This is a genomic window from Centipeda sp. (in: firmicutes), from assembly GCF_057271695.1.
This window is the reverse complement of record NZ_DBHIVL010000001.1, coordinates 30,724-53,946: the sequence shown is the minus strand read 5'-3', so window position 1 is coordinate 53,946 and position 23,223 is coordinate 30,724. Positions and strand designations below refer to the sequence as shown.

Sequence of the window (23,223 nt, the reverse complement as noted above, 5' to 3'; positions counted from 1 at the left end):
CGATACTCTTAGATCACCATATTTTTCAACTGGCTGTCAAACTTCTTCGCCTGTATGTATCGGCAAATGACAGACTGCCATCCTACATATGTGATATATTCTCCAATGCGTTTATATGTGTGCGTCACTTTCTTGATTTTACCATCACTGGTTTGACGCACGAGGCGTCGCGCCTTTGCCGCTTTCGGACGTCCAAGCTCGAGCAATTTTGCATATACAATATCTTCAGGGCAATCCTCAGATATTTCCTCCCACGCCTCAGGAAAAACAAGCGCCCCCGCCCATGTCTCTGTTGAAATATATGGGATGCAGAGTACGATAGGAAACATATCGCAAACAACGCTAACCCAATTTAGCAATACACGCTCCAATTTTGCACAAACGGAAGGAACTGCATCGCCCTTTTCACTGCAAGGCAGATCATGAGGGGAGTCATGGATGCCTGCGTCCTTATAGCTATGATAGGCAACATCCCCATCGAGATGGATGACGAGGAAATCAAAATCGCCGGCAGCGCACGCAAACTCCAATCGATCATGCAATTCCCCGCACGCCCGATATACACCGCCCCATCCGAATCCACCCGTTTCCGCTTTCTGCTTCGACAGTTCTCCGGGAGAGGGAAACAGAGGATCAAACATGAAACTATGCTCTGGAAACGAGTTGGATAAAATCCCCTGAATCAATTCTACATCCGTGGGTCCCTCTGCAACGATGCCAACACGATACTCAGACATTCGGTACGCCTCCGATGTAGCCGTCGACCCACAGCTGACTCCATGAAATATCCTTCTCCTTCGACGCGCGAACCAGTTCCTCCGTCACTGTAATCCTGCGTATCCTAGTCAGTCCATCCGAGTCCCGATCCACGACAAAAAGGCGCACGGTATCATCCAACAGGTCAAATCCATCCAGAATCACCGGATTATGCGCCGTGCAAAACATCTGCTTCTCCGGGATATAGTCCTTGAACCACTCTTGCAGAACAGCAGCCAATCGTTTTACGATGCGAGGATTAAGCGTCTGTTCAATATTGTCCACTGCAAAAATTTTAGGTCCTCCCGGCGACATACAAAGGACAAGGAGGAACAGCACATAAAGAACGCCTTCACTGGCATCTGCAGCGGTCAGCCGATTGTTGTCGCGCTTCATATAGCGATCAGTGAAGGTAATGACATTCTTTTCCCTTGGCACAGATCCTGACAGGATATGACTGATCTGTGCAGAGGTGGAAAAATCCTCAACCCACGAAAACAAATTCACGATGGATTCCAATGCTTCTTCAATCTGCTCATTATTCACTGCTGATTGGAGCAATTTTCGCAACCCCTCGGACAGTCCGCCGCCTGCCAGTCCGACAGGTGGACGCATTTGTATATCCTGAGCCAGCCCGCGCAACGCTGCGGTATTGGGATTATACAGAGCATAGTTACGCAACCCCGCAAAAAAACTAGACGTATCAGAATCCCACGGCAACGTAGACAGGATCATCGGCACGCCGCCCATCTCAGGGTTTGGATTCTTTTTCACACCTCTTGTATAGGGCTGCTCCAGATCTCCAGATGCGAGGCGCTCTGTCTTAAAACTCCAATGAGGTTTTGGATTTTTCAACGGATTCAAGAGAGAAACACTATAGAAACACGTCTCACTTCTGACCGAAAAATGAATATGCGGGCCTGTCTTATACTTCTGGTTCGAGGTCTTGTACAAACGTGGAACACCAGGACGCCCCCCCCGCCGAAGGAGCGACTCATCGTCTACAGTCCCATACACTGCCGCCGAAATCACACCGATGGCTTCCAGAATATTCGATTTACCAGCTCCATTCTCCCCAATAAAGAGGTTGATATTGCCAAGCTCTATGTCAGCATGACGAATTGATTTGAAGTTATCAATTTCTATCTGTCGAATCATAGCAAATGCTCCTTAGCCAACAAATCACAATGTCCCCGCATCATACCCCGCACGAATCCCATCCGCAAAGTCCGTCACGGGCATCCATCCCGTGTCACGTTGAATCTTCTCCACGGACGGCTGCAGAGAAAACACATCCGCATCCGCCGCTCCATAGGTGACATCACACTGCGGAGCGATCACTGCCCGTGCCTCTTCGATATAGTCCCGCAGAGGACGATAGCCGCCATGCGCAATGTTATAGATCTCGCCCGCACGCCCCCGTTTGGCAAGTGCAAGAAGCGCATCCGCTGCGTCCGCCGCATAGAGATAGTCCCAATTCTGCGCACCCGAGGAGGAAAGCGCAAAGGGCTGTTCCAAACGCAGGGAGTTCACAAGTGCGGGCAGCATCCGTCCCTCCTGCTCATACCGCCCATAGAGACTGAACACACGCCCCCAGATCCACGCGACACCGAGATCTGCCGCACGCTGCCGCGAGAGCGCACACGCGGCGAGTTTTGCCGCACCGTAGGCGCAGGCGGGGTGCGGACACGTCTCCTCCGTGATGAGGGAGGTCTGCCGCCCGTACTCTGCCTGTGAGCCCGTGCAGATGAACCGTTTGCAGCCGAGACGCGCCGCCGCCTCCAATGCGCCGAGCGTATCTGCGATGTTCCCATACTGCGCCGCAAAGTCATCGCGCCCGCCCTGCCACGCGAGATGAAAGAACACATCGCACGCTTCATCAATCATCTCATCCAGACGCGCATATTCCGACAGGTCGGCGGGTACGATGGTCAGCCGCTCCGACGGCATGAAACGAACATTGTGCGGTGAATCGGGGCGCACAACGGCATAGATATGCACATCGTCTTCCTGCATCAGCCGCTCGACGAGATTGCAGCCGAGGAAGCCCGCTGCGCCCGTGACGATGTAGTTTTTCAAGGTCGCTCCCTTCATCGTGCAGAGGATTGCCCCTCAGTACAGCCGTACCACCTCGTGTGGCAGTTTCATCGTTTCCGTGATCTGCTCACAGATTGCTTCCTGCGCGATGCGGGAGGAAATAACGATGGGCAGGACGGGGCGTGTCTGCAGCTCCTCAGGTGCGATGACGGAAATACCGTAGATCGCCCGCCCCTGATACTTTACATTGGAGTCGATGATTGCCGCGACGCGAACACCATCCGTGAGACCCAGCTGAAAAATAGTCGATGTGTGTGTCCCTGCGCCCCAAAGATAGACCGACTGACCTTTATAGGGCGCAATTTTTTTGCGGATCTTTGCCCCCTGCGCCTGAGACTGTTCAAGATAGCGTCGCATGGATGCCGCGCCCAACGCATCGAACTGCATGACAGGGGGGGGCGTCGTCATGGCATTATCTATACGCTGCCACAGCGTATAGAACGCCTCTCCCGCAGAACCGTGACGGATGCAGCGCATACCAAAACGCCTCATCAGATTCGTCAAAGACTGCATACTGAAATAGTTGAGATGCTCCACGCTGAACTGCTGATAGAAGTCATTTTGCTCCGGAAAGGTCGCGAGATCCGGAACAACGAAGCAGATCTTACCGTCTGCAGCAAGGTATCCGAGTGCCTGCTTCAAGTTTTCCTGCACATTCAAGAGGTGTTCCAACACCCCCTCCAGGATGATCACGTCAAATTTCTGCTCCGCGAGCTGCGGAATTTCCTCCCCCAGTGCACCGGGAATGGCACGAATGCCCCAGCACCGCTGTATGGTCTCACAATTTTTGCGCGACGGTTCCAGTCCAACGAGGTTTTGGACACCGTACTCCTTCAAAAAATGGAGCAAACTGCCCTCGCCGCAGCCCACCTCCAAAACTGCATCCCCCGGTTTGACGTCAGCCAGCAAAAGACGGACAAAGCCCTGCCGCACATCACCGGACTCCGTCAGTGCCTTATACGCCGCCGTCTCGTACTTCGACATCTGTTCATAGTACACAGGAAGCGGCATCGTTTCTACAATATTGCCCGCAAACATCATGCCGCACACATCGCATTGCAGCACGTCATAGTGTGCAAACGGAACAATCTCATTCATTCCACGAAAGTCACGATGAAAGAACTTCGTATGCTTCTCTCCGCCACATACAGGACATGGACGCATTTTTACCGAACCTTTCCAAACAAAAAGAGGTTATCCCAGCAGCTCCCACGAGAGCGGCGTGCCGCGCCGCACGTCACAACCGACGCGTCTTCCGAGCAAAACATCATAGTAGCGCGGACTCAGCCCGTAGCCCGGACGAATCGCACGCATATTCTCCGCTGTGAGCACATCACCCGCACGCATATCCTCAACGACATAAAGACTGCGACGGAAAACGAGCGACTTCTTCTCCTCAGGCTGTACTGCGTAGCTGATCGTGCCGAGCGCCTCCCATGCCGCATGACACTCGCGCACGAGCTGCGCCATCTCCTCCGGCTCCATGGAGAACGCACTGTCCACGCCGCCGTCGGCGCGTGCGAGCGTAAAGTGCTTCTCGATCACGGTCGCACCGAGCGCGATGGATGCGACCGCCGTGCCAATGCCGAGCGTGTGATCGGAAAGTCCGACCGAACAGCCGAACAACTCTTTCATGTGCGGAATCGTAAGGAGGTTCGACCCTGCGGGCGATGCAGGATAACTGCTCGTGCATTTGAGCAGTGTGATGTCGGGGCATCCATTCTCGCGTGCCGTCCGCACCAGCTCATCCAGCACCGCAACCGTCGCCATCCCCGTCGATGCAATCAGCGGCTTGCCCGTCTGTGCTACCTTGCGGATGAGCGCGAGATCCGTATTCTCAAACGATGCAATCTTATAGCACGGTGCGCCAAGTTCCTCAAGGAAGTCAACCGCCGTCGCATCGAACGGCGTACTGAAACAGATAAGACCATGCTCCCGTGCGCGTGCAAAGATCTTCTCCTGCCACGCCCACGGCGTATGTGCCTGTTCATACAGAGCGTAGAGGGACGAGCCATACCACGGGCTTGCGGGATTCGAGATAAAAAAGTCTCCCTCCGCAAGATCGAGTGTCATCGTGTCCGCCGTATAGGTTTGCAGCTTGATTGCATCGACACCCGACTCTGCCGCCGCGTCCACAATGCGGAGCGCACGCGCCAAGGATTGATTGTGATTGCCGCTCATCTCCGCGATGATGAAGGGCTTCGTCAACGCATGAAATCTCAGGTTATCCACGAACAAATTTCTCCTTGAACTCTGTAATCGTCGTATCCCACGCAAGCTGTCGTCCCGCAAGGAATCGCGCCAAGTCCTTCTTCGTATGATAAGATCCTTTGCCCTGCTGTGGCTTTGCCTCGTAATTGCCGCTCAAAATATGCCCCCAATGTTCCTTGAATAGGGAAATGATGGCATCCGTCAGTTTTTGATACGATGTCGCAAGGGTGTCTTCTCCCTCATCGAAATCGACCGCACGCTGTGCGATCACCGCACCCGTATCGAGCCCGCGTTCGAGCACGTGAATGGTCACGCCCTTTGGCGTGTCGTCAATAAAACTCCACACATTCGGCGAGCTCCCTCTGTTCCACGGCAGATAGGAGATATGCAGATTGACAATGCGTCCGTTGAGCAGCTGCAGAATGTCCTCTTTGATGATATGGATATAGTTAAAACTGACGACAAGCTGCGGCTTCAAACGGCGCACCATCGCATGGGTCAGTGCGCCGCTGTAGTGACAGACGTTCGTCCGCTCCCCCATCCATGTGAGAAGGGGCAGTGTATTGCTGTTGTTCGTCAAAAAGAGCACACTTCCCTGCGGCATCGCATCGAGGAGCGTGCGTTGGGCTGCGCCCCTCCCCTCGATAAAGGCAGTGACCGAACGAACGAGAGCGGCCTCCGTCACCTCCTCCGCACGCCCGAGATAGTCGATCAACCCCGCACGCGCACAGTTCTCGCAGATCTCGACCTGATTGTCGGCGATGGCGGTCACGATGGAAGGCAGCCCAAGGGCGAGGCGTTCCCATGTCGTCGTCCCTCCTGCACCGAGGGCGAGATCTGCGGCATTCATCAGCTCCGCCATGTTGTCGACTTGCTCGTGACAGTGCGTGTTCTCCATCCCGGCGCAGATCTGCCGCACGCGCTCTTTCTGCGGATTCCCCGCACCGACCACAACATGAATCTCCGTGTCGGACAAATCCAATGAACGTAGTGCACGGAATGCCTTGCTCGTCTCATCCGTCAGATCGCTGCCGCCGTAAAAAATGAGGATATTGTGCAATTCCCCCGTCCGTCTGCGCGGCTTTATTTCATAGAATTCATCGCGCAGGAGCGCGTGCTGCGGCCCGAGGAGCAGACGGCAATGGTCGGGAACAAGCCCCGCATAACGCTCTGCTGCGTTCTCATAGAAGTTTTGATCGAGCAGGATATCACAGTCATGCCGCCGATTTGCGAGATCATCGATCACCATAATCTCGTGCACGAGCGGACGACAGATGTTCTCCCACACGATGTCGAGCGCATAGTGGTCTATGACAAGGCGGTCGATCTGTCCGCACACACGCAGAACCTCCGCCGTCTCCTGTGCGTCCTGCTCCTGCGTGACGGTCAGCCATGCGAGATAGCCCGTGTGCGTCTGCTGAGATGCCACGTGCGGCAGGGCATGGACGGGAAAGCCCTCCCCCTCCGCATACGAAACGAGGTTCGACGGGAGTACACGCATCACAAAGGAGACGCTGTGCCCCTCCCTGCGGTACCGCTTTGCGAGTGTCAGACAGCGCATGACATGACCGCTGCCGATTGCAGTGGAGGCATCTGTACGGAATACGATATTCATAGCAGCCTTCAGTTCAGCTTTGTATACTTTGGGATGAGTTCAGCAACATGCGGATCAATCTCGTCATTTTCCGAGGGGACATCATTCGGATAGTCGCAGTCCTTGCAGACGGGATTCTCGAACCGACGCCCCTCAAGCATCGCCAGCAGGAACTCACGTCGTGCATCACTGTTCCACGCCTCGACGAGACTTGTCTGTGCGATGTTGCCAAGCCCCGGACACGCTGAAAAGGGTGCGCCGCAGAGTCGGATCTCGCCCAGCGGATTCACACACATCATATAGAAGGACAGGTAGCAGGCCTTTTGCTTCCGATGCGGGCGCCCAAAACGTGTCGTCGTCATATCCGACGCATTGCTGCCCAGCATATCCGTATAGTCGACATCAGCATAGAGGGGCTTGATCGTCTCGATGTGAATCTTATCGCAGATGTTTCCGAAACGAGCAAAAAACCGTTCTTTATCCCCCTCCTCAAGGGCAATATCGGCGATCTTGATATTGACCTTGCATTTATCACGGCTGTACGTATACAGATAGGTCAGAGTATCGACAAATTTGTCGAAGTCAATCGCTGTTCCGCAGACCTCCTTATACTTCTCCGCAGTCATTCCCTGCAGCGAGATAAAGATCCGATCCAATCCCGCGTCAATGATATCCTCAACACGCTTTTTATTCAGCAGCAGTGCGTTCGTAATGACAGAAATATCCTCTGCAACCTCTGCCTTATTTAGGATCTCAACCATCTCAGCAAACCTCGGATTGCAGAGCGGTTCCCCCTGACCGCCAACGGTGATCGCTTTGATTTTTCGCGGGAATTCTTTGAGACACTCCACTGTTTTCAGGAAGGTGTCCCACGGCATATGTGTCTGTGCAAACCCCTTAGCAGAAAGCTCGCTGTTGGAGAGCGAATGCAGACAGTATCCGCACTGAATATTGCAGGTTTGTGTCGGGCAAACCCCGACAGACATCGGTGTGTCCAGCGGCAAAATCTCGTGCAGCGGCATACGGTTCGCGTTAAATACCGGCTTAAACTTGGCTTTCATTGTATATGTATTCTCCTTAGCTGCAGTATAAAACGAGATCCGATCCCGTCTTGGAATGATGCCGCAGATATATCTTGTAGTCCGGCACCAGCTCCTTGATATACGGCACGATGCGGATCAGATCGTCACGTTTATGGTACACACAGATAGCCAAAAACGGACGATTCTCCCGGATGGTCTGCGCTGCTCCGTGAAGCGCATCCAGTTCGCTCCCCTCAATGTCCATCTTGATAAAGGTCGCCCTTTCGCCCGCTACCGCATCGTCAATGCGGATGGTATCAAGGGTAATCGCCTCGTGCTTTGCGCCCTTTTCCAGAATGGTCGTAACCATGGTCAACGAGCCATAGTTGTTGCAGTAGAAGGTTTTCTTTCCGGTCACGTCGGATGCCGCCGCGCGGTGGAGTTCCGTATGCAGGAAATTCTTCGCTGCGATCAGATCTGCGGACGCTGCAAACGGCTCAAACGCATGGATTTTCTCATAGGTCTTCGCAAAATCGATAAACGCCTCGATGGTGTTGCCGTCATAAGTCCCCACATCGAGGAAAACATGATTCGGGTGCTTCGGGGCAAGCTCCGGCGGGAAATAGTCGTTGCCGACGGCAATCTCCTCATAGTAGACGGGATCTGCTGTATAGACACCCGCAAGATAGTTCACATAGGTCTTTCGCGACACCTCATCAGCAAGAAGTTCATACGTGTGTCTGAACGCCTCCTCATGTTCCTCGATATAGGAGCGTGTAAAGTCCTTGAAGAGTGGATTGAAGACATCGAACGTCCATATATTTTCATCCGGAACACCAAGGTCCAAAAGCTGCGTTCGTTTTTCCGCACGGTAGGAATCGTTGTTTATGACGGCATAGTCGCCCGCCATTTTCGGAATGTCCGATGGCGCAATAACGGGCAAGCCCTTCACTTCCGTCCCATGCAGTGCAATGTTGTTGTCGCAGAACGCATACGGGGGCATATCGTTTTCCCGCAAAAGCAGTGCCGCAAGCATTCCCTGATCCCCTGCGCCGAAAACAATGATCTTCATCTCCGGATGCGCCTCATACGCCGCACGGAAATCATCAAACAGGCTGCGTTGCGGCAAATCTCTGAGCTGTTCAAACGTCATGTGTTTCCTCCATCTCTCTGCAAAGAGCCATGTTCCCCTTCTGCTCCTCCTCAGGAAGGAATGGATAGAGATCCTCAAGCTTCGACGAGATCATCTTTCCGTCCACACCGATACGGCTCTTGATGATGGGAACGAACTCCACGGCGGGCGAGCTGACCATGTTGACGATAGCAGGTGCATCGTCCGCGAGAGCGCGGCGCACGATCTCCTCCGTCTCATCGGCACGCCCGATCTCGTAGTAGGCGAGACCATACGCCTGTGCAATGGCGGCGAGATCCGGCATGCCGACCCCCGATTCTGGCGTGCAGCCCGCAAGCCGCCCGGCAAAATGCGTCTGCTGCATGGTGTAGATTTGCCGATAGCCGTTGTTGCTGTCGATGAATATTTTGATAGGGAGATCGTAGGTACGCAAAAGGGCGAGTTCCTGTATATTATGCTGCAAGCTGCCGTCTCCCTCGCCGAGGATTGTGCGTTTCTTGCCCGAAGCGATACATGCACCGATGGCGCACGGCAGTCCCGTCCCCATGCTTCCAAGCCCCACAGGGCAGATGTACTCCTGCCCGTCATGCAGGTCATACACGTTGTAGCCATAGGCGAATGCCGAGGGGGACGCGACGTACACGTCGTCCGGTCCTGCGTATGCGTTGATGTACTCCGTGACCATGTAGCCGTCCGTCAATCCATCCGCGTGCGGAATGACCTCGGCAAGCGCGGGATAACTCGCCCGCATCTCGTCCGCATAGGCGATCCACCCCGCCCGCTCGGGCATCTCCCGCGTGCGGCATACGTCCGTAAATGCGGCGATGAAGTCTCCCGCATCCATAACAACGGATTTCTCGACGGTCGTGCGGAGCTTCTGGGTCTCGGGCGCGTGGATGTTGACGATGATCTTCTTCGCGTGCGGCGCGAAATTCTCCTCATCGTATGCCGTGAGGTAGTACCGCAGCCCGCTCCCGATAACGAGCAGAACATCCGCGTTCTGCAGGACGTAGTTCGCGTAGCGCGGCGCGACCATGCCCGCGCTTCCGTAGAAGTACCGATCTGTACCACGGTGAAAGAGCCGCCGCGCACGACGCGACGTTACCGTCGGAATATGCAGTGCGTTCACCATCGCTGTAAATGCCGTGCGTGCGCCCGCGAGCATGACCCCCGTCCCCGCGAGGATGGCAGGGCGCTTTGCCGCTGCGAGCATCGCTGCGATCTCCTCCATGTCCGCCGCCTGCGGTACGACAGGCAGCGGATTCGGCGCGTAGCCGCGCAGCGCAGCAGGGTCGATCTCCGCCGCCTGTACGTCAAGCGGAATGTCCACCCACACCGCCCCCGGACGCCCATGAAGCGCGGTATCGACGGCACGTTCAAGGACATAACGAATGTCTGCAGGATCCATAACCGTAACGGCATATTTCGTCACAGATTCGACAATCGGTATGATGCCGACCTCCTGTGCGCCCGTTTGGCGCACACCCGCGAGCGTTGTGATGGTGTCACGCCGCACCTGCCCCGAAATCACAAGCAACGGTGTCGAATCGATATGCGCCGAGGCGAGCGAGGTGACGACATTCGTCGCACCCGGGCCGGTCGTGGCGAATACGACACCGAGTTTGTTTGTATACTGGGCGTAGCCGTCGGCAGCAAAGCCGGATGCCTGCTCGTGCAGATTATAGTATTTTTGAATGCGTTCTTCTTTTGCGAGAGAGTCGAGCAGGTGCATAATGCCGCCGCCCGCGAGCAGAAAGACATCCCGCACCTCCTCTTGCCGCAGAAATTCGACAACGTAGTCCGATAGTTTCATCACACACCCCCTAGTCGAGCGCTTCACGCAGGGCGGCAACGACCGCATCCTGCTGTGCATCGGTCAGATCGTAGTAGAGCGGCAGTGTCAGAGCCTCGCGGTAATACTGCTCACTCACAGGGAAATCGCCTTCCGCAAAACCAAGTGCTCGATAGTACGGCTGCAAGTGAACGGGGATGTAGTGGAGGTTCAACATGATGCCCCGCCGCTGCATCTCCGCAAAGATCTCCTGCTTGCTCTTTTTCACACGCGCAAGATCGAGGCGCACAATGTAGATGTGCCACGAGGGATCTGCCTCAGGCACGCAGTAAGGGGTACGCAGCGGCAGATCCTTAAGCTTTTCGTTATAGCGGTGTACAAGGTATCTGCGCCGCGCAACGAACGCATCCAAATTCTCCATCTGACTGCACCCAAGCGCCGCTTGCAGATCTGTCATGCGGTAGTTGCAGCCGAGGGCAACCTGCTCGTAGTACCACGGACCGTCCGCCGTGCGTGTCATGCGTGCGGGATCGCGTGTAATGCCGTGACTGCGATAGAGCTGCAAATCATCACAAAGCTCCCGCCGATTCGTCAGTACCATGCCGCCCTCGCCCGTTGTGATGATCTTCACCGGATGAAAGCTGAATACGGTCATATCCGAATACGCACAGGAGCCGACTTTTCCGTCCCGATAGTCGCCGCCGACGGCATGGGATGCGTCCTCGATCACGGTGAAACCGTATGCACGCGACAGTTCCCAAATCCGCTGCATCCGGCAGGACTGTCCCGCGAGATGGACGGGAACGACAACCTTCGGCAGCTTCTTTGCCGTCTTGAGTTTTTCCTCAAGAGCCGTCACGCTCATATTGTAGGTTCTATCATCGATGTCAACGAAATCCACGTCGGCACCACAGTAGCGCGCACAGTTCGCCGATGCAACGAAGGTCACAGGGCTTGTCCAGAGCACATCGCCCTCCCCAAGCCCCGCTGCCTGACAGGCGATGTGGAGAGCTGCAGTCGCATTCGTCACAGCAATGCCATGCGCCGCGCCGCAGTAATCCGCCACCGTATGTTCGAAGCGCTCGATGGCAGGTCCCTGTGTCAGAAAGTCGGACGCGAGAACCTCTCGCACTGCCGCAATATCCCCCTCCGTGATATGCTGATGTCCGTAGTAGATCATATCACACCTCAATATGCCTTTAGGCGTTCACGCAGGTCATCAACGGACAGCCATTCCGTATTCTGCCCCGAGTCATATTCAAAGCCGTCCGGAACACGCTTTCCTGTGATACGGAGGCAATCCTTAATCTCTTTGTTCCACCAGTAATCGTTCGGATAAATGATATAGTGTTTGTCATACTCGAACGTATGCTGTGCGTCCGCCTTCGTAATCATGCACTCGTCGATCTTTTCGCCGTCGCGGATGCCGACCTCCTTCAGGCCGATTGTATCCCCGCCCATCGCTTTTGCCAGATCTACAATGCGGAACGAAGGAATCTTGGAGATGTATGTCTCACCGCCGACACTCTCCTCGAACGCCTTAACAACGAGCTGTACCCCCTCATCAAGACTGATCCAGAAGCGCGTCATACGAAAATCCGTGATGGGAAGCTCCTTTGCCCCCTCCGCGAGCAGACCGCGAAAAAACGGTATCACGGAACCGCGACTGCCTGCAACATTGCCATACCGCACAACAGCAAATGAAGTCGAACGCCCACGTGCATAGGCGTTCGCCGCAATAAAGAGCTTATCCGATGCCATTTTGGTTGCGCCATAGAGATTGACGGGATTGACCGCTTTATCCGTCGAGAGGGCAATCACTTTCTGCACCTTGCAGTCAAGTGCTGCGTCGATGACGTTCTGCGCACCGTTGATGTTGGTTTGGATCGCCTCGCTCGGATTGTACTCACAGACAGGCACCTGCTTGAGTGCCGCTGCATGAATCACGTAGTCGATCTCATGGAACGCGCGGCACAGACGCTCCTTGTCGCGCACGTCGCCGATGTAGAAGCGCAGCTTGTTCGCGTGCTCCCGCAGACGCTCCGCCATCTGCCACTGCTTGAATTCGTCGCGTGAGTAGATGACAATCTTCCGAACATCGTAGTTTTCCAAAAGATATTTTGCCATCACGTTTCCAAATGAGCCTGTCCCGCCAGTGATTAGTATTGCTTTCTGATTAAACAACTCCATCGCCTCGTTTTTCTCAAATGACAGATCGTCATATCCCTAGTACGGAAGTTTTTGCACCCGCGCGAGCACTTCCTCCCGATGATCATCCAGATTGTCCATCGGATGCCCCGCGTACTGCATGGGCGTGCAGTCGGCACAGTGCGGAATCTCCCCAATACGTCCCTCAAGATGCAACTTCATATACTTTATGTGCTGTGTCCCGTTCCATATATCCTTCAGCCGTGACGTATGCACGCTCCCGATTGGAAGCGGCGGATATCGGCATGCACAACAGTTCACATGCCCGGCCGCCTCGATGTTCACCATGGTGAACAGGGAGTCGCAGACCTTCTTTTCCTTGAACTCGTAAGCGTAGCGCATCGTTGCCCCGTCGGGGAGCAATTCGCTGTAATCGACACAGTCCGCAACGTCAATGATATGCTCGATGTTCATTTCATCACAGATGCCGCCGAACATATCGTAAAAGAGCGCTTCATCCTCCGCCCCATCCAGTGCCACGTCCACAGTCTTGATATAGAGCTTGCAGCTGCCCCGATGCGCATAAAAGTACGCAATTTCCTCGAGAAATTTGGCATAGTCAACAGTGTACCCACAGACCTCTTTGTATTTCTCCGCCGTAACGCCCTGTACGGAGATCAGAAGCCGCGTCAGTCCTGACGCAATCAGCGCATCGGACAGTTCGTGGGTGAGCAGACTTCCATTGGTCGTGAGCTCAATGCGGTCAGACAGTTCACGTGCGCGGATATCGCGGATGATGCGCGCTGCGTCTCTGTTCATGAGCGGTTCACCATAGCCGCACAGACGAATGTTCTTCGTATGTTGATTCTCGTTAGCACAATAGAGTTCCTCGATCTGATCCGCGATCTCCTGATATGCGTCGTACGACATCATATGTGGGTGTTTGAAGCCGCCGACCGAATGCCAGCAATAGACACACTTGAAGTTGCAGTAGTCGCAGAGGTTCAAACCGATGGAAAACGGCACAGCAAGCGGCACAACCCTGTAGAGTTCCGTACGATTCTCATCGCGCCCTGTTCCGATTTTCCCCTGATGATTTGACAAATTGTTTTTCCTCCGTGAATTTATAGATGCTCTCATTTATCGCAAGAAAACTCTTCCTGCTTTATAAATATCGTACAACGCACGATTTCCATAAGAAAATCGCAGACAAATGTAGGGACATGCGCGTTTGCGAAGTTCATCAATAGAAAACCTCAACAAATTCCGTTCATTCCCCCTGCAAAAACACCGCAATCTGCCCTTCACTCACCGCACGCAGATCCGCTCCCTGCTCCCACGCCTTTGCCCATTCCACCGTTTTCTCAACAGCCTCTTCAATGTGCCAGCGCGGTTTCCACCCAAGCTGCGCCTTTAGTTTGGAGCAGTCGAGCTTCAGAAAATGCGCCTCGTGCGGGCCGCCGTCCGCGTGCGTCTGCCAGCATGCGCCATCGCCCCACGCACGGCAGAAGATGTCCGCAAGCGTCCCCGTCGTCACGCAGTCCGCATCGTCGGGGCCGACGTTCCACGCACCGACAAGGGATGCGTCCGCTGTCTGCCGCGCCGCAATCGTGAGATAGACAGAGAGTGGTTCGAGAACGTGCTGATAGGGACGCGTCGAGTGCGGATTGCGGATGTCGATGGTCTGCCCGCGCACGGCGGCGCGAATGCAGTCGGGGATGATGCGGTCGGGGGCAAAGTCGCCGCCGCCGATCACGTTGCCCGCACGCGCCGTCGAGACACGCACATCCTGCGCGGCGAGAAAGCTCTGCCGATAGCTGTAGACGGCGAGCTCGGCGCAACTCTTGCTCGCCGAATACGGGTCGTACCCCATCAGCGGCTCGTTCTCGCGGTAGCCCCATGCCCACTCCTTGTTTTCGTAGACCTTGTCCGTCGTCACAATGAGCGCAGAACGAACGGTGTCCGATGTTCGGATACATTCAAGGATATTGACCGTGCCCATCACATTCGCCGCAAAGGTGTCCACTGGCTGACGGTAGCTCATACGCACAATCGACTGCGCCGCGAGATGAAAGACGACCTCGGGGCACGCTTCGTGAAATGCACGGAAGAGCGCAGCAAGGTCGCGCACATCGCCGCGCACATCCCGCATTTCTTTCAATATGCCGAGGCGGCGCAGTGCCTCCTGTCCGCCCTCGGTCGGTGCATCGAGAGAAAATCCCGTCACCTCTGCCCCCGCCCGCAGGAGCAGGAGCGTGAGCCACATCCCCTTAAAGCCCGTATGCCCTGTGAGAAGGACACGCTTCCCCTTGTAAAAACTCAGATCGTCCATTGCACTCTCCATTTCTGCCCTATCCCACACGCCCTGCACCCCCTCTACGTCCGCTTCTTCGCAATGACCGTGCGCATCTTTTGGAGGTTGCGGCGGTAGTCCTGCGGTGCTCGCATGGCGATGACGGTGTAGAGTGCGTCCGTGATCGCCATGTGGATGAGGCGTGAGGAGACCGCCTCGGAGCTGTAGTGCACCTCGCGCCCCATGCCGTGCAGCACCACATCGCCGAGCTTCGCCAGCGGCGAATTGACATGGCTCGTGATGACGATGACCGATGCCCCCGCCTCCCGTGCCGTGCGTACGGTATCGAGAAGCTCGAGGGTCGCCCCCGTATGCGAGACGGCGATCACAACGTCCTGTGCCGTCAGCAGCGATGCAGAGGTCGCCTGTTGATGCGCGTCGCTGTACGCCTGCACAACCATGCCGAACCGCAGGAAGCGCGTCTCGATGTCACGGCAGACGGTGGCGGAGTTGCCGAATCCGTAGACGGCGATGCGACGCGCCGCGCGGATGAGATCGACAGCGCGCTCAATGGCTGCGTAGTCGAGCAGTTTCAGCGTATCCGTGAGACCGTCCGTAATGTTGCGGAAGATCTTCTGCACAACCATCTCGCCTGTATCCGCACTGTCGATATCCTGATAGACTGTCTCCGTCTGCGTATAGAGTTCGGCGGCAAGCGCAATCTTGAAGCTCTGCAGCCCGCTGAACCCGAGTTTTTTGCAAAAGCGCGAGATCGTGATCTCGGAACTGCCAACCGCCGCCGCAAGCTCCGAGATTGTCTGATCCATCACCTCACCCACATGCGCGGACACATAGTCTGCGATGCGTTTCTCCGTGCGCGTCATATGCGCATAGCTGCCGCGCATCACGGGTAGCGGTAAGTTCTCCGCCGTCATCCTGCCACTCTCCTTCGATGTTAGTTCTCTGTCATTATAGCAAAGTTTGAGACAAAAAAACACCTCTCGCAAGCATTCATTGCAGGAGGTGTTGTACATTTTACGATACAGCAAGATCGGCGAGGATGGCACGAATCTCCCGATCCTCTATCTCTGTCAGTGTCGTCCCCGGCGCGCGCGTATACGTGGAGATGGGCAAACCTGCTGCGCGCACCGCCGCCTTCATGCCCGTGATGAAGAGCGGCGTCACGGCGTAGATCCGCATGAGCCCTGCGATCTGCTCGGCGCATTTCACCGCCGCAGCGAGGTCGCCGACCTCATACGCACCGTGCATCTTGACGAAGAGCTCGGGCACGACGTTCGTGAGCCCGCAGAGAACACCGTCGCCGCCCGAGATGCGGTTCACAATATAGTACTCGTCGAAGCCCGAGAGAACGGAGAAGTCGAGACGCACGGGCTTCACCGCCTGACAGATGCGCCGCGTGTGGCTGATGTTGTCCACCGTGTCCTTGATCCCCGTGATCGTGGGACAGCGCTGTGCGAGTTCACGCACGATCTCGGGGCTGAGGTCGCTGCCCGTACGGTCGGGGAAGTTGTAGAGCATGATGGGGAGCTGCACGGCGTTTGCAATGCGCTCGAAATAGTCCACTGCCGCCGCAGCGGGCAATCCGAAATAATACGGCGAGACAATGTTCAGCGCATCCGCGCCCGTCTCTGCGGCGTAGTTGCCGAGGCGAACGATCTCCTCCTCCGCCGTGTTGCCCACGCCGATCACAACCTGTGTGCGCCCCGCAACGGTCTTGACGGCGCATTCGATCAGCGCCCGCCGCTCCGCGTCGCTGAACGCGTAGAACTCGCCGAGGCTTCCGAGAAAGAGCAGCCCGTTCAGCCCCGCTTCCACGAGATGATTGATATGCCGCTCCATGTTTGCATAGTCGATGCTGCCGTCATCCTTCAAAATCGTGATGACAGGTGAGTTGACGCCCTTAAACATAATATCCTCCGCCTTCCGTATCAGCTGCCTGATTTATCACGCAGCGCTGCCTTGCCCGCCTCGAGCACGGCGAGAATTCGCTCCACATCGTAGACATTGCCGCGCCATGTGCCGCCGCTGACCTCCTGCAGCGCCGCCCAGAGGCGCGTATCATCGGGGAGATCGGCATCGGGTCCGACGCCCTCCTGCATACTGCGCGATGCGAGGACACGTGCGCCCTCCTCATAGCTCAGAGGCTCCTCCTCCGTGCCGATGAAATTCAGGCTGCCCTCAAGTTTCTCGGTATCGACAACGATCTCCACGACATCTCCGTCGCGCAGCTTGCCAATGGGGCCGCCCGCAAGCGCCTCGGGTCCCACATGTCCGAAGCAGGCACCCGTCGAGACGCCCGAGAAGCGTGCGTCCGTGATGAGGGAGACATGCTTGCCGAACGGCAGATGCTTGAGCGCCGAGGTGAGCTGATAGGTCTCCTCCATGCCTGTCCCCTTCGGACCGCCGCCCATGACGATCATGATGTCGCCCGCAACGATGCGGCCATGCTCCTTGAGCGCTGCAATCGCCGCCTTTTCTGAGGTAAAGGTCTTGACCTTGCCCGTGTGGCGGAACACCTTGTCCGCATCGATCACGGAGGGGTCAATCGCCGTGGATTTTACGACAGAGCCCTCGGGCGCGATATTGCCCGTGGGGAAGGTCACAGTCGAGCCGATGCCGCGACGACGCGCCTCGTCCGGTGTGAAGATGACCTCATCGGGCGAGAGTCCGTCGACCGCCTCGAGGCGCTTGCGCAATATCGCACGACGCTCGGAGTGCTCCCACCAGTCAAGGTTCTCGCCGAGCGTCGCCCCCGTGACGGTGAGCGCATCCTCGTGCAGGAGTCCGAGGCGGCGCAGATGCAGCATGACCTCGGGCACGCCGCCCGCCATGAACGCAAACACCGTCGGATAGTTGACAGGACCGATCGGCAGGACGCTCACGAGGCGCGGCACTTCCTTGTTGATGCGCGACCAGTCGCGCACGTCAGGCATATGACAGCCCGCAGCATGTGCGATGGCAGGGAGGTGAAGGAGGAGATTCGTGGAGCCGCCGAACGCCGCGTGTATCACCATCGCATTCTCGATTGCCTTATCGGTCAGGATGTCGCGCGCGGTCAGCCCCCGTGCAGCAAGCGCCATAACTGCGCGCGCCGAAGCGCGCCCGAGCTCCCGCCAGATCTCCTCGCCCGAGGGTGCAAGCGCCGCATGCGTCAGTGTGAGTCCCAGTCCCTCGGCGACCACCTGTGAGGTGCCCGCCGTCCCGAGGAACTGGCATCCGCCGCCCGGAGACGCGCAGGAGCTGCAGCCCGTCCGCGCGGCATAGTCGAGCGTAATCTCATCATTTGCATAGCGCACGCCGAGGGTCTGCACCGTGCCCAGATCCTCGCTGTCCGTCGGCGAGAGCGTCGCCCCGCCAGGGATGAGGATGACGGGGCGATCGTGCATCCCCGCGAGTGCCATCATCATCGCGGGCAGCCCCTTGTCACACGCGGCGACGCCGATGATTGCCCGACGCGTCGGCAGGGAGCGCATGAGGCGGCGCATGACGATCGCCGCGTCGTTGCGGTAGGGCAACGAGTCGAACATCCCCGTCGTCCCCTGACTGCGCCCGTCGCACGGGTCGGTGACAAAGGCTGCATGCGGGACAAAACCTGCTCTCTTGATTTCATCTGCGGCGGCGCGCATGAGGTCGCCGAGCTCGAAGTGCCCGTTGTGCAGTCCAACCGCTGCCGTCGTCCCGTCGTCGCGGCGGATGCCGCCCTGCGTGCTGATGATAAGCACATCGCCGCCCGCGAGGTCATCGGGATTCCACCCCATGCCCGCATTGATCGTCATACCGAAGATATTGCCGCTCGGCGCCGTGCGCAGCATCTCATCCGTCAGCGGCAGTCGCCCCTTTGGCCCCGCTTTCCGCGTGCGGACATCGTACAGCCCCGTTGGCGCCCTTCCATAAAGTTCCTCCATAGACATCGCTGCTCCACCTTTCAAAGGCTCCGCTGATAAAATGCAGCAAGTTGGTACAGATTTTATCAAGGGTTCCTAAATACACATACACAGACAGAAACGGGGCCGCCGCACGAACGTGAACGTGCAGCAGCCCCACCTAAAGTTTAGCCTTTTGAAATCACAAGATCAGGATGACGTGCAATATCTGCGGCAAGCTCTTCCATATGGGGGACGACCGCAACGCGCATGCCCGCCCGATGCTCTACGAGGTCGAAGCCGTGCACGATGTCCTCCAACGCAACGGCGTGGGTGAGGATGCGGTCGGCATTGATCTTCCCGCTGCGGATCAGCTCCACGGCGAGCGCATTATGGCGCGGCGCGGAGGAGAATGTGCCGTACAGCGTGATCTGTCGATAGTGGACGAAGTTCACATCGAACGAGAGCTCCGGCGTATCCTTCGGCAGCCCTGCAAAGAGGCAAACCTTGCCCATCTTGCCTGTCATGGCGATGCCCGCGCGTTGTGCAGCGGCGCTGCCCGCCGTGACAATGACGACATTTGCGCCCAGACCGTCCGTCGCATCCAGAACCGCCTGCACGCCGCCGTCCTCGCCCGTCTCGATGTAGGCGTCATAGTTCAGATCCTGCGCCGCATCGAGGCGGTTGCGGCTACGGTTCAGGAGGAAGATCTTCCCCGCGCCGCGCGCGCGCGCCAGCTCCGCGTGCATGATGCCGATCGGCCCCGCGCCGATGACGGCGACGGTATCGCCGAGCTGAATGTCCATCGCCTCCTGCCCGTTGATGACACAGGCGAGCGGCTCCGAGAGCGAAGCGGCGAGATAGTCAACCTCATCGGGGATGAAGTTCACATTGCCCGCGCGTACCGCGCTCGCAGGAATCCGCACGTACTCGGCGAAGCCGCCATCGTAGCCGTGCGCGATGGTCTCACGCGTGTAGCAGAGGTGCTGACGCCCCGAGAGGCAGTAGGAGCACGCGCCGCAGCCGATGCCCGGCGCGACGATGACGCGGTCGCCGACATGATAGCGGTCGATACCTGCGCCGACCTCCTCGATCACACCCGCGATCTCGTGCCCGAGAATGATGGGCGGATGAATCGCCTTGTGCCCGTGGCGGAACGTCCGGAGGTCGCCGCCGCAGATGGCGCACGCCTTGACCTTGACGAGGATTTCCCCCGCGCCGATGGTCGGTCTCACGACATCCTCCACGCGCACATCCGCCGTGCCGTGATACACTGCTGCTTTCATATGCTCCTCCTCCCCTTATTTGAGTTCCGAAAAATCAGTTGAAACGGCGTCCGCATTGACCACCCAGCGCGGCGTACCGCCGCCGATTGTGCTCTTGACCTCCTCGAGCAGGAGATAGGGCGTGCGGTTGAATGCGTCGCGCGTCGAGCCCGCGAGATGCGGCGTGATTGTGACATTCTCGAGCGTCATGAACGGGTGATCCGCCTGCGGCGGCTCCGTCCAGAAGACATCAATTGCTGCACCGCCAATCCGCTTGTCATGCAGGGCGGAGATGAGCGCCTGCTCGTCGATGAGCCCCGCACGCGCCGTGTTGATGACGTATGCCGTCGGCTTCATGCGCGCGAACTCCTTTTCGCCGAGAAGCCCCTGCGTTGCCTCAGAGAGACGCGCGTGCATGCTGATGAAGTCCGCCTCCGCACACAGCTCCTCGAGCGATACAAGGCGTGCGCCCGCCGCCTCCACGTCCTCCGCCTTTGCATACGGATCGTAGACGAGGATCTCCACGTCGAAGCCTTTCAACTTCTTCGCTACGAGATGTCCGATATAGCCGAATCCGACGAGACCGATCTTCTTCTCGAGCATATCGCCGACAAAGGCGGCATTCGAATACTGTTTCTTCCAATGTCCCTGCTTCAGCTCTGCGTGAGCGCGGCCGATGTTGCGCATCTCTGCGAGCATGAGGCCGATCGTGTAGTCCGAAACCGCGTGTGCATTGCGCCCCATCGTGTGGAACACGGCAATGCCCTGCTTCGATGCCGCAGCCACATCCACGTTCTCAACGCCCGCACGGCACGCGCCGATGATGCGGCACTTCTTCGCTGCGGCAACGATCTCGGCGTTGATCGGCGTGTGATGCGTGATGATGATGTCAACATCGCCGACGTGGTCGAAGATCTCCTGCGGTGGCCTGCCCGCCGACGGCCCCTTCTTCTCGACCTCGCTGCGCAGAAACCAAAACTCCTCATCGCTCGCGGGCTTCCAGTCGACACGCGCAACGTCCGCATCGCCCAATATCTTTTTGACAGCGGCTTCCAGACGCTCCGACGAGAGCAGCGGATCGCCAATAACCAAAACTTTCATCGCTGTCCTCCTCACTCAAAGCGAATGATATCGCCGACCATGAAGCGCGGCACACCGTCGCCCTTCACCATGATCTGCCCCGGCTGTTCCACCGCATCCTTGCCCGTAAATACGATCGTGCAGTGTCCGTGCTCACGCAGCGTCTTCATCGCCTCATCGCCGACCGCCGTCACCGTATAGCTGCGGTCTGCAAGGTGAAGCGTGTCACCGACGACGATGTCCGCCTTCACCTCTGCCTTCGTATGCGCGACAACCATGTTCTCGTATTCGTATGGTACATCCTTATCAAAGATGATGACCGACTCGCGCGTCCGCATGAAGGGCAGTACGAAATCCCCAATGCCCGTAACCGTTACCTCATATTTCATCGCATATCTCCTCCGCTTCTATTTTCCTTCGTTGGTTCCCTGTGCGCGCGTGACCGCAGCGTTGAACTCCCGCAGAGCGGGATAGAGCGCGCGGTTCAACGTCTCATACAGCTCCATATACTGTGCGTGGTGCGCTGCATCGGGCGTATATTGCCGCTCTGCAAACTGCACGCGCGCCGCAGCATCCTCGGGGCTCGTATAGACGCCCGCACCAAGTCCCGCGAGCATCGCCGCCCCAAGCGCCGCTGCCTCGGGAACATCCTTGCTGCGTACGGGGATGCCTGTGACATCCGCCTTCATCTGCATCCAAAAAGCACTCTTTGCTGCGCCGCCGATGGCGTAGATCGACTCGACGCTCTGCCCCGAGAGCTCCTGCATCGCCTGCACAATGCTGTGCATCTCGTAGCAGAGCCCCTCGAGAATCGCGCGGACAAAGGTGTCGCGCGTCGTTGCGCGCGTGAGCCCCACAAATGCGCCGCGCGCCGCAGGATCGCTGCCCATCGTGTGCCGTCCCGAGAAATACGGCAACATCATACAGCCGCGTGCGCCGATCGGCTCACGCACCGCCTCATCGACCAGCAGATCGAAGGACTCACACGCAAATGTGTTTTTGAACCATTCAAAGATACCGCCCGATGCCACGATCATACCCATGATGTAGTAAGCGTCATTCACCACGTAGGCGACGGATGTGAAATTCTTCTCCATGCTGGCGCTGCTGATCTCGGGTGCGTCGAGAATCGCAAGCAGCTGCTCGCTCGTCCCCGTGGAGTCCAGCATCTGTCCCGGACGGATGATGCCCGTGGCAAAGGTGCCGCAGGCATAGTCCACGCCGCCCGCAAAGACGGGCGTTCCCTCCTTGAGCCCTGTTGCCGCCGCAGCAGCTGCGGTCAGAGCACCAATCTGCTCTCCGGGGTGGATCGGCTCTGCGAGCAGGGAACGCTCTATGCCCGCCTCCGCGAGGATCTCCTCCGACCAGTCGCGGCGATTCAGATCGAACGCCATTGAGCGGCAGGCGTTCGTCCACGGCGCACGCGCCGTGCCCGTCAGTTTCAGACTGATGAAGCCCGCGATCGGAATCCAGAGGCGCGCCCGCTCCCATGCCTCGGGCACATAGCGCTTGATCCACTGCATCTTGGTGATGCTCGCGACGGGGTTCGGGTTGATGCCCGTGATCCGATAGATCCGCTCACGCCCGAACGGCTCCCACGCCGAGGCAATCGCCTCTGTACGCGTGTCGAACCACCGAATTGCAGGATACACCGATTGTGCCGCGCCGTCAAGCAGTACATCCTCGCCCGAACTCGCGACGGCGATGCCGTCACAGCTCTCACCGGGCAGCTGCGCCGCGACCTCTGCAGTACACGCAGCAACGCCCTCCCAGATCAGTTCAGGCGAAGTCTCCGCCCAGCCGTTTTCATGATATTTCGTATTTGCCGGCCGCCGCGCGGAGGCGAGGAATCTCCCCGCCGCATCGCACGCGATTGCCTTATAGTTCGTAGAGCCTGCATCAATGCCCAAAAGATAGCCCATGACAGCCACGCTCCTTTGGTGCGCTTA

Annotated in this window: 20 protein-coding genes; all 20 read right to left on the bottom strand. The window is 57.4% G+C overall.

Translation table 11 applies throughout. The annotated features are described in order from the left end of the window. Positions 1 to 8: 8 nt before the first annotated feature. The 20 genes from ACO6BQ_RS00225 to ACO6BQ_RS00130 all read right to left on the bottom strand — a co-directional run bounded on the left by ACO6BQ_RS00225 (position 9) and on the right by ACO6BQ_RS00130 (position 23,196). A complete protein-coding gene (locus ACO6BQ_RS00225; protein ID WP_489118500.1) occupies positions 9 to 737 on the bottom strand; it encodes a hypothetical protein in 729 nt (242 codons plus the stop codon). After that, positions 730 to 1,914, bottom strand: a complete 1,185-nt coding sequence (locus ACO6BQ_RS00220; protein WP_489118498.1) for an AAA family ATPase — start codon at positions 1,912 to 1,914, stop codon at positions 730 to 732. Before ACO6BQ_RS00220 ends, ACO6BQ_RS00225 begins: the two co-directional genes overlap by 8 nt. A gap of 24 nt (positions 1,915 to 1,938) precedes the next feature. Then, entirely contained in the window at positions 1,939 to 2,835 is an 897-nt protein-coding gene (locus ACO6BQ_RS00215; RefSeq protein ID WP_489118496.1) for an NAD-dependent epimerase/dehydratase family protein, read from the bottom strand. Positions 2,836 to 2,868: 33 nt separating this feature from the next. Then, positions 2,869 to 3,951 carry a class I SAM-dependent methyltransferase gene (locus tag ACO6BQ_RS00210; RefSeq protein ID WP_489118494.1) on the bottom strand — a complete coding sequence of 361 codons (1,083 nt, stop codon included), beginning with the start codon at positions 3,949 to 3,951 and terminating at the stop codon, positions 2,869 to 2,871. 96 nt (positions 3,952 to 4,047) lie between these two features. Further along, complete coding sequence (pseI, locus tag ACO6BQ_RS00205) at positions 4,048 to 5,085, bottom strand: pseudaminic acid synthase (RefSeq protein ID WP_489118492.1); 1,038 nt, start codon at positions 5,083 to 5,085, stop codon at positions 4,048 to 4,050. Continuing rightward, the gene (pseG, locus tag ACO6BQ_RS00200; RefSeq protein WP_489118490.1) at positions 5,078 to 6,679 is read right to left on the bottom strand and encodes a UDP-2,4-diacetamido-2,4,6-trideoxy-beta-L-altropyranose hydrolase; all 1,602 of its coding nucleotides are present in this window, start codon (positions 6,677 to 6,679) and stop codon (positions 5,078 to 5,080) included. The genes pseI and pseG overlap by 8 nt, the downstream gene beginning before the upstream one ends. Positions 6,680 to 6,687: 8 nt before the next feature. Next, positions 6,688 to 7,719: a radical SAM protein gene (locus tag ACO6BQ_RS00195; protein ID WP_489118488.1), complete on the bottom strand. Its 1,032-nt coding sequence runs from the start codon at positions 7,717 to 7,719 to the stop codon at positions 6,688 to 6,690. A gap of 16 nt (positions 7,720 to 7,735) precedes the next feature. Next, on the bottom strand, positions 7,736 to 8,833 hold the full coding sequence (locus ACO6BQ_RS00190; RefSeq protein ID WP_489118486.1) for an FkbM family methyltransferase: 1,098 nt from the start codon (positions 8,831 to 8,833) through the stop codon (positions 7,736 to 7,738). After that, positions 8,823 to 10,625: a thiamine pyrophosphate-binding protein gene (locus ACO6BQ_RS00185; RefSeq protein ID WP_489118484.1), complete on the bottom strand. Its 1,803-nt coding sequence runs from the start codon at positions 10,623 to 10,625 to the stop codon at positions 8,823 to 8,825. Before ACO6BQ_RS00185 ends, ACO6BQ_RS00190 begins: the two co-directional genes overlap by 11 nt. Before the next feature lie 10 nt (positions 10,626 to 10,635). After that, a complete protein-coding gene (gene pseC, locus ACO6BQ_RS00180; protein ID WP_489118482.1) occupies positions 10,636 to 11,784 on the bottom strand; it encodes a UDP-4-amino-4,6-dideoxy-N-acetyl-beta-L-altrosamine transaminase in 1,149 nt (382 codons plus the stop codon). 8 nt (positions 11,785 to 11,792) lie between these two features. Then, on the bottom strand, positions 11,793 to 12,788 hold the full coding sequence (pseB, locus tag ACO6BQ_RS00175) for a UDP-N-acetylglucosamine 4,6-dehydratase (inverting) (protein WP_489118480.1): 996 nt from the start codon (positions 12,786 to 12,788) through the stop codon (positions 11,793 to 11,795). Positions 12,789 to 12,830: 42 nt separating this feature from the next. Continuing rightward, entirely contained in the window at positions 12,831 to 13,856 is a 1,026-nt protein-coding gene (locus ACO6BQ_RS00170) for a radical SAM/SPASM domain-containing protein (RefSeq protein WP_489118478.1), read from the bottom strand. Between the two features lie 166 nt (positions 13,857 to 14,022). Then, entirely contained in the window at positions 14,023 to 15,084 is a 1,062-nt protein-coding gene (gene rfbG, locus ACO6BQ_RS00165) for a CDP-glucose 4,6-dehydratase (protein ID WP_489118615.1), read from the bottom strand. A gap of 44 nt (positions 15,085 to 15,128) precedes the next feature. Then, positions 15,129 to 15,980, bottom strand: a complete 852-nt coding sequence (locus ACO6BQ_RS00160; protein ID WP_489118476.1) for a MurR/RpiR family transcriptional regulator — start codon at positions 15,978 to 15,980, stop codon at positions 15,129 to 15,131. A 100-nt stretch (positions 15,981 to 16,080) separates the two neighbouring features. Then, the gene (locus tag ACO6BQ_RS00155; RefSeq protein WP_489118474.1) at positions 16,081 to 16,974 is read right to left on the bottom strand and encodes a dihydrodipicolinate synthase family protein; all 894 of its coding nucleotides are present in this window, start codon (positions 16,972 to 16,974) and stop codon (positions 16,081 to 16,083) included. Positions 16,975 to 16,994: 20 nt separating this feature from the next. Then, entirely contained in the window at positions 16,995 to 18,977 is a 1,983-nt protein-coding gene (locus ACO6BQ_RS00150; protein WP_489118472.1) for a YjhG/YagF family D-xylonate dehydratase, read from the bottom strand. 140 nt (positions 18,978 to 19,117) lie between these two features. Beyond that, positions 19,118 to 20,215, bottom strand: a complete 1,098-nt coding sequence (locus ACO6BQ_RS00145) for a zinc-dependent dehydrogenase (RefSeq protein WP_489118470.1) — start codon at positions 20,213 to 20,215, stop codon at positions 19,118 to 19,120. A 15-nt stretch (positions 20,216 to 20,230) separates the two neighbouring features. Continuing rightward, positions 20,231 to 21,295, bottom strand: a complete 1,065-nt coding sequence (locus ACO6BQ_RS00140) for a 2-hydroxyacid dehydrogenase (RefSeq protein ID WP_489118468.1) — start codon at positions 21,293 to 21,295, stop codon at positions 20,231 to 20,233. An 11-nt stretch (positions 21,296 to 21,306) separates the two neighbouring features. Next, the gene (locus tag ACO6BQ_RS00135; protein WP_066846063.1) at positions 21,307 to 21,663 is read right to left on the bottom strand and encodes a PTS glucitol/sorbitol transporter subunit IIA; all 357 of its coding nucleotides are present in this window, start codon (positions 21,661 to 21,663) and stop codon (positions 21,307 to 21,309) included. An 18-nt stretch (positions 21,664 to 21,681) separates the two neighbouring features. Beyond that, the gene (locus ACO6BQ_RS00130; protein ID WP_489118466.1) at positions 21,682 to 23,196 is read right to left on the bottom strand and encodes an FGGY-family carbohydrate kinase; all 1,515 of its coding nucleotides are present in this window, start codon (positions 23,194 to 23,196) and stop codon (positions 21,682 to 21,684) included. Positions 23,197 to 23,223 lie beyond the last annotated feature (27 nt).